Raw genomic sequence first — 9,568 nt, forward strand, 5'->3', positions numbered from 1 at the left:
TTTAGTAGGCGCGCGTTTGCTCCTGCTCCGTCATCAGTGCCAGGCTGCGGCCGTTAAGTTTGGCGTAGATCAGCTGATAGCTGAGGATCGCTTCGACGTACTCGCGGGTTTCTCGAAAGGGGATGGTCGCGACGAAGCGGGCCGCGTCCAATTGACCATCGCTGCGATTGAGCCAACGGGACACGCGATGCGGCCCGGCATTATAGGCGGCACTGGCCAGCAGGCGGTTGCCGTCGTAGCGTTGGTACAGCTCCTGATAGTAGGCGGAGCCCAGCTGGATATTGCGCTTGGGCTGGTAGAGATCGCGGCTGCCGTGATAGGGCGCGCCGATCTTCTTGGCGGTGCTTTTGGCGGTGCTGGGCAACAGTTGCATCAGGCCATAGGCATCGGCATGGGAGCGCGCCTTAGGATACAGCGCGCTTTCGCGTCGGGCCACGGCTTGCAGCAGGGCGATATCGAGCTGACGCAGATTGGCGAACTGCTCGAAGTGGTTGCTGTAGGCTGTGGGGAAGCGCCACTCCAGTGCATCCCACATCTTGGCTTGGATGGTGCCTTCAACGGTTAAAAAGTGCCATTGGTTGCTGTGGGCCATCGCCATCAGCGCGGCCTGTTGCTCGGCGCTCAAACGTGGGATCTGCCAGCGGATCTCATTGCGTGCATCCTGCCACTTCTCCAGTGCCATCAACTCCTGCAGGCGCTGCGGGCCAGCCAGCGCCATGGTTTGTTGATAGTCTTCCGGGCTGAAGTAGGGCTGCTGACTTTGCATGGCGTAGGGCAGGGCGAGGTGCTGGGCGGCCAGAAAACCGTAAAAGTTGCGGCGTTTGGCCAGGGCGGCCCAGCGCTGCTGAGCGAAATTGGGCTGGCCCATTTGTGCGGCACTGTAGGCGTGCCAGTATTGCCATTCGGCCTTGTTCTGGGTGGTCTCGCTGAGGCTGGCATAATAGGTCTGCACGCCATCCCAATCCGCCTCGAAGATCGCCCGACGGGTCCGCAGGATTAACAGGTTATCTTTGGGCAACGCTAACAGCAGCGCTTCGTGATCGTCACTCCAGTTGTTTTCCAGCAGGCTGTAATACAGCAGGGTGTGCGCCGCTTCGGTGCGGAAGTCGCCAAGCATGGCTTCAACGCTGCGCCATTGACGCCATGCCTTGCTGGGCGAACTGCGGGCCTGACGCTGGAGGGCCAATGAGGCGATCTGCGCGCCCGTTTGATCGGCGCGCTTGAGGACGTTTTGCTGTTGCTTCAATTGAGCGGGATCGCGATACAGCTTGAGGAGCAGATCGCCCTGGCGCCGATACGGTTGGCTCAGTAGGCTGTTGAGATAGCGCACCAGCGAATATTGGCTCGCATCAAAGGCCAGCAACATACGTTGCCAGATCAGCTCGTTGCTGCGCTTCCCGGCTTTTTTCCACGCGGTGAACAGCGGGTCACAGGCCTTATCGCGGCTGCGGCCGGACAACCAGAGCTGTTCGGCTCCTTGCCAGGCGATGGCGTGATCGCCCGTCGCCAGTCGTGCCCGGTAGTAATAACAGCGCAGGACTTCACTGTTGGGCGGCTCGGGACTGAGGATCAGATAGGCCTGCCAATCCTGACGTCGGCCCCGATCGGTCAAGAAATGGTGTTTAAACTGATTGTACAGCGGGGTGGGCGCGAGCTCTTGCAGGATCTCGACCGCTTGCTGGGCCGATAGCTGAGGGATCTGCGCCCGCCGGTACTGGTAATCCAGGTAGGGGGTGAGCGGGTAGCCTTCGAGTTGCTTCCGCAATGGGTAATAGCGATTGGTGTGGCCACTTTTTAGGGCCTGACGCGCCTGTTGATATAAGGCGCGTTGCTGCTCCAGTGTCGTCGCGTGCAGCGGCAAACTCAGCAGTGTCATTAACAATGCGGTTGCGATCTTTCCCCAAGCCAAAATGGTTACTCCTTTAAATCCACGACACACTGCGTCGGCGGTCAGATTATTTTCCGGTGTCTTTGCACCATGACCTGCGCTATGACGAAACAGTGTTTAGCTTAGTTGGTTGCCGGATGGTTGCGCATCAAATCTGCTGGGTTCGGCCTGGGCAGCAGGCCGGTCCAGCACGGTTAATTATCCTGCTCTAGCGCGGCTTTCAATAGTGCAGGATCGGGCTGCTTGCTGCTCTCAACGCCCAACTGTCTGAGCTGTTCGCCTTGGCGCAGCAGATTGCCCCGACCGTTGGAGAACTTGTTCATCGCTTGCTGATAGCTGCCATTGGCGGTTTCGAGTGCTCTGCCGAGTTTTTGCAGATCATCGGCGAAGCCAACCATCTTGTCATAGAGCTTACCGGCCTGTTGCGCGATATGGCGGGCGTTCTGGTTTTGGTGCTCGAAGCGCCACAGATTTTGAATGGTGCGCAGCGCCACCAGCAAGTTGGTGGGACTGACCAGCAAGATGTTGTGCTCCAGCGCATCGTTGATCAGGGCCGGATCGGCCTCGACGGCGGTGAGGAAGGCGGGCTCGACCGGAATAAACATCAGTACATAGTCGAGGCTCTGCAGTCCTTCGAGTTTATGGTAGTCCTTGCTGCCCAGCTCCTTGATGTGATTGCGTACCGAGCCGACGTGTTCGGCCAATGCCTGACTGCGCTCGGCGGGATCTTCACTGTTGTGGAAGCGTTCAAAGGCGCGCAGTGACATCTTGGCGTCGATGATCACGTCCTTGCCATCGGGCAGGCGGATCAACACATCCGGTTGATAGCGCTTGCCGTCGGCCTGCTGGAAGCTGGCTTGGGTTTCGTATTCGCGGCCCTGTTTGAGGCCGCTTTGCTCCAGTAGCCGCGCCAGGATCACCTCGCCCCAGTTGCCTTGGGCCTTGTTGTCGCCCTTTAGCGCTTTAGTCAGGTTGACCGCGTCCTCGCTCATCTGCTGGTTGAGCGCCTTGAGATCCAGCAGTTGCTGAGCCAGTGCATGACGTTGCTTGGCCTCTTCGGTGTAGCTGGTCTGAACCTGCTGTCGAAATTGCTCCATCTGCATTTTGATGGGCGAGAGGACGGCATCGAGATCTTTGTGGCTTTGGCTCAGGAAGCTTTGCTGTTTCTGCTCGAAGATCCGATTGGCCAGATTCTCAAATTGTTCGGTGAGCCGCGCTTCGCTGTCTTGCTGTTGTGTCAGTTGGGCGCGCAGGTGTTGCTCTTGGGTGCGCAGTTGGGCAAGACCGGCGTGCAAGCGGTTTTGCTCCTGCTCCTTGGCGCTCAGCTTGCTGTTGAGTTGCTCCAGTTGCTCGGACTGTTGGGTATGCTGACGCTCGGCGAACGTCAGTGCATGGCGCAGATGGCTGAGATGGCTGATAAGGTAGAGGCACAGCAAACCGAGAATGGCCGCAATGGCGCTGGTGATCCAAAAAGCGTCGGTCATAGTAAAAATGGGAATTAGCTTTAGCGATAGGCAGTTAGCTTTGAGCTTGTCACTGTGCGGCGCCCGCTGCAAGAGGCATGGCGGCAAAATCGATCCAACAGCACACCGCGTAGGCGCTGAAAGTTATCCGGCACTACGCCGTTCTTGTAGGAAGGATCAAATAGATGAGGCTGGGTATGGGAAAGCAGGCGAAATGGCAATTAGCAGCGCAGCAGGTGACGCCGGAGTCGGTGTTTCGCCAGCGCCGCCGCATCGTGCAGGCGTTGGGGCTGTCGGCGATCGGCGCGAGCGTGCCGATGGGGGTGCAGGCGGGATTATTGGATTGGTTTGGCGAGCCACAGCGCGCTGCCGAGACCACGCCTTTGCCTTATTCGGGCAGCCACAGGTTTGGCATCGAGGATCCGCTGACGCCAGAGCAGAAGGTGATCAGCCACAACAACTTCTATGAGTTTGGCACGGCCAAGACCGATCCGCAGCAGCATGCACAAGAGCTGAGCACCGAGCCCTGGCACATCGAGATCAGCGGTGAAGTGGCGCGGCCGGGGCGTTACAGTGTGGCGCAGCTGCTGGCGCAATTTCCGCTGGAGGAGCGGATCTACCGGATGCGCTGCGTCGAAGCCTGGTCGATGGTGATCCCCTGGTTGGGCTTTCCGCTGTCGCAGCTGCTGGAGACGGCGCAGCCGAGCAGCCGGGCCAGCCATGTGGCCTTTGAAACCCTGTACGATCCGAAACAGATGCGTGGACAACGCGCGCGGGGGATCGGCGGGGGTATCGACTTTCCCTACGTCGAGGGGCTGACCCTGGCCGAGGCGATGCACCCCCTCACGCTGCTCAGTTTGGGCCTGTATGGCAAGACGCTGCCGCCGCAAAACGGCGCGCCTATCCGTCTGGTGGTGCCGTGGAAATACGGCTTTAAGAGCATTAAGTCGATCGTCCGGATCCGGGTCACGGCTGAGCAGCCACCGACCACCTGGAATCAGCTGGCGGCGCATGAATATGGGTTCTACGCCAACGTTAATCCGGCGGTGGATCACCCGCGTTGGTCTCAGGCTAGCGAGCGCCGGATCGGCGAAGGCGGCTTGCTTTCCGCCAAGCGGATCGCCACGGAGCCGTTCAACGGCTATGGCGAGTTTGTCGAGGATCTCTATCGGGATCTCGATCTCGCCCGTCACTTTTGAGGGGGGGCTAATGACGCTTAAGTTCGATCGGATCTTTTGGCTTAAAGCGGGGATGCATCTGGCCTGCGCGCTGCCGCTGCTGTATCTGTACCTTAGGGTGCAAAGCGGCGCGGCGGGCGGCGATCCGGTCCAGTACCTCATCCATTTCCTTGGCATGGGGATCTTGCACACCCTCGCCGTGACCCTAAGCTTGTCGCCCTTGGCGCGCCGTCTGCGGATGGGCTGGTTGATCCGGACTCGGCGCTTGATGGGGTTATGGACATTCACTTACGCGGCGCTGCATCTCGCTGCCTTTGTCGTGTTTGATCTGCTCGGCGATTGGCGCTTGCTGCTCAGTGAAGTGATCGAGCGGCCCTACATTACCGTCGGCATGCTGGCGTTTGTGATCTTGCTGCTGCTGGCGATCACCTCACCGATGTGGGCGCAGCGCAAGTTGGGCAGGCGTTGGCAGGCATTGCATCGGGGTGTCTATCTGGTTGCGCTGTTGGGGCCGATCCATTTCTGGTGGTCGGTGAAATCCGGTGATCTCGAGCCGGCGCTGTACTTGAGCGGTTTTGTCGCGCTGTTGCTGTGTCGACCCTGGCTGCGTCGTGGCCTTGTTAAGGGGTGGCGCCGGTTGCGCCTGCGGGCGACGGCGACGCCCTGGGTGGATCAAGGCGATCCTAAGTGAGCGCGGCGGTGGTTCAGCGAATGGGGATCATGAGGCGGCTCAAGGTTTTACCTTTGTTAATAACTAACTGATCTTCAATGGCTTGTTCTCCAAAGGAGCTCTGGGCTAACGTGCAGGCTGGCGAAACCAACAATAACGAGTTGCCCAATGAAAAGCTGTTTTGTCTCGCTGGCGATCAGTACGGCGCTGGCGGTCCCAATGTTTGCCCATGCGGCACAGAGCCAACCCGCGCGCAGTGACGACGCCCGCCCCAACATTATCGTGATCCTCGCGGACGATCTGGGCTATGCCGGGCTGTCCAGTTTTGGTGGTGAGGGGATCCACACCCCCCACTTAGATAACTTGGCCGAAAACGGCATAAAGCTGACCAACTTCTACGCCACCAGCACCGTGTGTACCCCGACTCGGGTGGGGTTGATGACCGGGCTCTATCCGCAGCGCACCGGACTGGACCACCTTTATCATTATTGTGCGCCGGACGAAGGGCTCAGCCCAACCGAATACCCCTCACTCAGCCAGCATCTCAAGGCGCAGGGCTACCGCACCGGCGTGTTTGGTAAGTGGCACCTGGGCGCGGCGCCGGAAAATCGGCCGGCGGCGCAGGGCTTTGACGACTTCGTCGGCTTCCTCGATGGCAATATCGACTTTAACTCCAAGCACAACACGGAAAGCGAAGTGGACTGGTGGGTTCATCATGAGCGCAAAGCGCAGTCCGGCTATGTCACCACCTTGTTGAATCAGGCGGTGGTGGATTTTATTGATAGAGAGCACGAAAGCCCCTTCTTCATCTATCTGTCGGAGGCGGCGCCTCACGTGCCGATGCAGGGGCCGAATGATCCTCCCCTGCGCACCGACGACTTCTATGCCTACACGGTGCAGCGCCACTTCCCTCAGCAGGAGTACATGCGGCGCTATTCCGAGATGGTGGCGTCGATGGACGATGGCGTCGGCATGATCATGGATAAGCTGCGCGAACACGGTTTAGAGGAAAACACCTTGGTGATCTTCACCTCTGACAACGGTGGTGAAGCGATCGGCGTGCGTCATGGGCAGGTCAATGGCGCGCACCGGGGCCATAAAAACAGCTTCTATGAGGGCGGGATCAAGGTGCCTTCGCTGGCGTATTGGAAGGGCACCATTGCACCGGGCGGGATCAATCACGATCTGATGGTGACCATGGATCTGTTTCCGACCTTCAATGCACTGACGGGCGCACGGATCGACACTGAGTTGGATGGCATGGATCTGACTCCGGCCTTGCTGCGCAATGAGCCGTTGGCTGAGCGTGACATGTACTGGCAGCATACCCACAAGTTGGCGATGCGCCGTGGCGATATGAAGCTGATCTACCACAAAGAAAAGCCTGAGCTGTACGATCTGGCGCGTGATCCCTTAGAGCGCACCGATCTGGCGGATGATCCGGACTATCGAGCGATCTACCAGGCGATGATCCAGGCCAGCGCCGAGTGGCGAAGCCAAACCGCGATAGGTTTGCCAGCCGAGCGGCAATTGGGGGTTGCCAAGGCGTACGCCTCGCCGTGCAAACGGGATCTGACCAAGTTTAACCAGGGCAAGACGTATCGCTGGACCGAGCAGGGTGGGGTGATCGCGTCACCGGGCTCGTAGCCGTGGTGTCTCCTGCGGTTCATGGCAGCGGTTAGTCTATGCCATAGATAGCGATGATAGGCGGGATGGCCGTGAAGCAACACGGCCATCCCGCCTTTGCGTGATGGCATCGCGCTGGCGGGCGAGGTGGGGGAGTACGTGGTGTTTGCCCGGTAGGAGCGCGGCGATCAGAGTGACGGTCAGGACTGGTATCTGGGGGCGCTCACCGATGACGGCCCCCGGGAGTTGAGCATTGCATTGGATCACTTGGCGCCGAAGACACGTTATGAGACGCCGCTCTACCGCGATGGCGCCGAGGCGAACTGGCGTGATGATCCTTATGACGATGTGATCGAGCGTCGTGTGGGTAGTGCCGCGCAGACGTTAACGCTGACACTGGCCAGCTGCGGTGGCACCGCCTTCGGTTTAAGGCGTAGTCGGGCCCACCAGTGGGTTCGGTGGCGTTTGCCCGGCTTCGGCCGGGCTACTTGTGGTCAAAAGTGCCGCTGTGATCATCGGGCGGCGCGCCTTATCATCCGGCGACTGTTATAATCACCCTCATATCGGCTGGCGTCGCGCTATGGGCGACGTCGAGCATCGAACCTGCCATTGTTTGAGATCTCCCCCATGTCTTTCTCCAAGCTAGGATTGAGCGATCCTATCGTGCAAGCGGTTGCGGCCGCGGGCTATACCGCTCCGACCTCCATTCAGCAACAGGCCATCCCGGCGGCGTTAACCGGGGCCGATCTGCTGGCCGCGGCGCAAACCGGCACCGGCAAGACCGCCAGTTTTGTGTTACCCATTCTGCAGCGCTTGAGCCAGGGCCAAACCCAGCGTAAGAAGCGGGTGCGGGCGTTGATCTTGACGCCGACCCGTGAGCTGGCGTTGCAGATCGAGCAAAGCATCCAGCGCTATGGCGCGGCGTTGCCTTTGACGGCCATGGCGATGGTGGGTGGGGTGGATCTGCAGCCCCAGCGCCAGAAGCTGGTGGACGGGATCGATATCCTAGTGGCCACGCCGGGTCGCTTGCTGGACATGTATCACCGCCGGGCTGTTCACTTCGATGAGTTGGAGGTGCTGGTCTTGGATGAAGCTGATCGCATGTTGGATATGGGCTTTATCGACGACATCAATGAGATCGTCGATCGCTTGCCCGAGAGCCGTCAGTCCTTGCTGTTTTCGGCGACGCTGTCGAACAAGGTACGGGCGCTGGCGCGCTCGGCCATGGTGGAGCCGGTGGAGATCAGCATCGCGGCACGCGAGGCCAGCAAGTCCAATATCCGCCAGTGGTTGACCACGGTGGATAAAGATCAGAAGTCGGCGCTGCTGAGCCATCTGTTGACGACTATGGCGTGGCCTCAGGCGCTGATCTTTATCGAGACTAAGCATGGCGCCGCCAAGCTGGTGAGCCAGTTGGCCAAACGCGGGATCGAGGCTGAGTGCATTCACAGCGGCCGAACGCAGCCGGTGCGAGAGCAGATCTTGGCGGACTTTAAAGCGGGTAAGATCGCCTATTTGATCGCGACCGGGATCGCGGCACGGGGGATCGACATCGACGGCTTACCGCTGGTGATCAACTACGATCTGCCGTTTCCGGCCGATGAGTATGTCCACCGGATCGGTCGTACCGGCCGTGCGGGCGCGGACGGTGAAGCGGTGTCTTTGGTGTCGAAAGACGACTTCAAGAATCTGTGCATGATCGAGAGCCGGTTGGACCACCTGATCGAGCGGCGCGAGATCGACGGGTTTGCGCCGCGCAAGGTGGTGCCGATCTCCATCCTCAACTACGTACCGAAGAACAAACGCAAGTCCAGCGATGGCGCCTGAATCCTGAGCGCGCGTCCCGTGGCATTGAGAGGCTGATCTTTCCGAGGATAAATGATTAAATTGCCTTAACATTTTATCTACTCAGGATGAGTCGGATGGTAAGGCTAGGGAGCGGAACAAGGTCGGCCGCGGCGGGGCTATGGATGCTGGGCGTGACCATAGGAGTAGGCGGCTGTCAGACCGCCGAGCCGGTGGTGACTGAGCCTGTGTGCGATCAGTCCTGTCGTACGGCACAGTTTGAGCACAGTGCCGCGCAGATGCTGGAGGCGCTGTTAGCCCTGCTGCCGGAGTGGGCGCTGTATCAAGGGGACTACCGTTATGCGGCTCGCCTGACGGTGCCGAATGAGCGTGCGCGCCAGCAGCAGTTGGATTTTTGTGCGCATTGGCGCGAGCAGTTGCAAGGCTTTGCGGATCAGGAACTCACCACGGCGGGCCAGATCGACAAGGGGCTGCTGCTCAATCGGCTCGATCGGATCGAGTGGGGCTTGCGGGACTATCGGGATTGGCAATGGAATGCGGCACGCTATAACGTGGCCGGTCCGTTTGCTCGCCTGCTTGCCGGTGACTGGGCCGAGGAGTCGGTTAAGTTACGTACCGTGCTGATCCGGCTCGCCGAGGTGCCCGCCTATTATCAGGCGGCCCGCGCAGCATTGACCGATCCCACCCGAGCGCATCTGGCACTGGCGATCCAGCAGAATAACGGCGGCTTGACGGTGTTGGGACCGGCGTTGCTGGCGCGAGTGGCAGATTCGACCCTGAGCGCGTCTGAGCAAGCGCTGTTTGAGCGGCGTTATACCAATTGCACTAAAAGTTTGATCTAATAGTGCTTTGATTAGTGACCCGAGCATCGACGATGCATACTTCCAGCGATTTCAAGCAACTTGCCAAGAAAGTCAGCGATTCGAGGATGAGAACG

Annotated in this window: 7 protein-coding genes and 1 pseudogene; 6 read left to right on the top strand and 2 right to left on the bottom strand. The window is 59.6% G+C overall.

The features are described 5' to 3' along the window. Nucleotide 1: 1 nt before the first annotated feature. Nucleotides 2-1,909, bottom strand: coding sequence for a transglycosylase SLT domain-containing protein (locus ABEA08_RS13730; protein WP_345335901.1), 1,908 nt, complete (start codon nucleotides 1,907-1,909; stop codon nucleotides 2-4). Nucleotides 1,910-2,082: 173 nt separating this feature from the next. Next, on the bottom strand, nucleotides 2,083-3,372 hold the full coding sequence (gene rmuC / locus ABEA08_RS13735; RefSeq protein ID WP_345335902.1) for a DNA recombination protein RmuC: 1,290 nt from the start codon (nucleotides 3,370-3,372) through the stop codon (nucleotides 2,083-2,085). Nucleotides 3,373-3,536: 164 nt separating this feature from the next. Between rmuC and msrP the strand changes: the two genes are divergently transcribed. The 6 genes and pseudogenes from msrP (at nucleotide 3,537) to ABEA08_RS13765 (ending at nucleotide 9,473) form a co-directional block, all read left to right on the top strand. Beyond that, nucleotides 3,537-4,550 carry a protein-methionine-sulfoxide reductase catalytic subunit MsrP gene (gene msrP / locus ABEA08_RS13740; RefSeq protein WP_345335903.1) on the top strand — a complete coding sequence of 338 codons (1,014 nt, stop codon included), beginning with the start codon at nucleotides 3,537-3,539 and terminating at the stop codon, nucleotides 4,548-4,550. Nucleotides 4,551-4,560: 10 nt separating this feature from the next. Next, complete coding sequence (gene msrQ / locus ABEA08_RS13745) at nucleotides 4,561-5,220, top strand: protein-methionine-sulfoxide reductase heme-binding subunit MsrQ (protein WP_345335904.1); 660 nt, start codon at nucleotides 4,561-4,563, stop codon at nucleotides 5,218-5,220. Between the two features lie 147 nt (nucleotides 5,221-5,367). Next, nucleotides 5,368-6,846 (top strand): sulfatase-like hydrolase/transferase, encoded by a 1,479-nt coding sequence (locus ABEA08_RS13750; protein ID WP_345335905.1) that lies wholly within the window; start codon nucleotides 5,368-5,370, stop codon nucleotides 6,844-6,846. Between the two features lie 186 nt (nucleotides 6,847-7,032). Next, a pseudogene (locus tag ABEA08_RS13755) lies at nucleotides 7,033-7,377 on the top strand (glycoside hydrolase family 97 C-terminal domain-containing protein); the annotation flags it as partial. A gap of 75 nt (nucleotides 7,378-7,452) precedes the next feature. After that, on the top strand, nucleotides 7,453-8,652 hold the full coding sequence (locus tag ABEA08_RS13760) for a DEAD/DEAH box helicase (protein ID WP_345335906.1): 1,200 nt from the start codon (nucleotides 7,453-7,455) through the stop codon (nucleotides 8,650-8,652). 152 nt (nucleotides 8,653-8,804) lie between these two features. After that, nucleotides 8,805-9,473 carry a DUF885 family protein gene (locus tag ABEA08_RS13765; RefSeq protein ID WP_345335907.1) on the top strand — a complete coding sequence of 223 codons (669 nt, stop codon included), beginning with the start codon at nucleotides 8,805-8,807 and terminating at the stop codon, nucleotides 9,471-9,473. Nucleotides 9,474-9,568 lie beyond the last annotated feature (95 nt).

The organism is Ferrimonas pelagia, from assembly GCF_039543565.1.
Lineage (GTDB): Bacteria > Pseudomonadota > Gammaproteobacteria > Enterobacterales > Shewanellaceae > Ferrimonas > Ferrimonas pelagia.

What these genes read in the sequence shown, in the direction of transcription:
- rmuC (WP_345335902.1), bottom strand. Translation starts at nt 3,372, where the DNA reads ATGACCGACGCTTTTTGGATCACCAGCGCCATTGCGGCCATTCTCGGT.
- msrP (WP_345335903.1), top strand. Translation starts at nt 3,537, where the DNA reads ATGAGGCTGGGTATGGGAAAGCAGGCGAAATGGCAATTAGCAGCGCAG.
- msrQ (WP_345335904.1), top strand. Translation starts at nt 4,561, where the DNA reads ATGACGCTTAAGTTCGATCGGATCTTTTGGCTTAAAGCGGGGATGCAT.
- ABEA08_RS13750 (WP_345335905.1), top strand. Translation starts at nt 5,368, where the DNA reads ATGAAAAGCTGTTTTGTCTCGCTGGCGATCAGTACGGCGCTGGCGGTC.
- ABEA08_RS13760 (WP_345335906.1), top strand. Translation starts at nt 7,453, where the DNA reads ATGTCTTTCTCCAAGCTAGGATTGAGCGATCCTATCGTGCAAGCGGTT.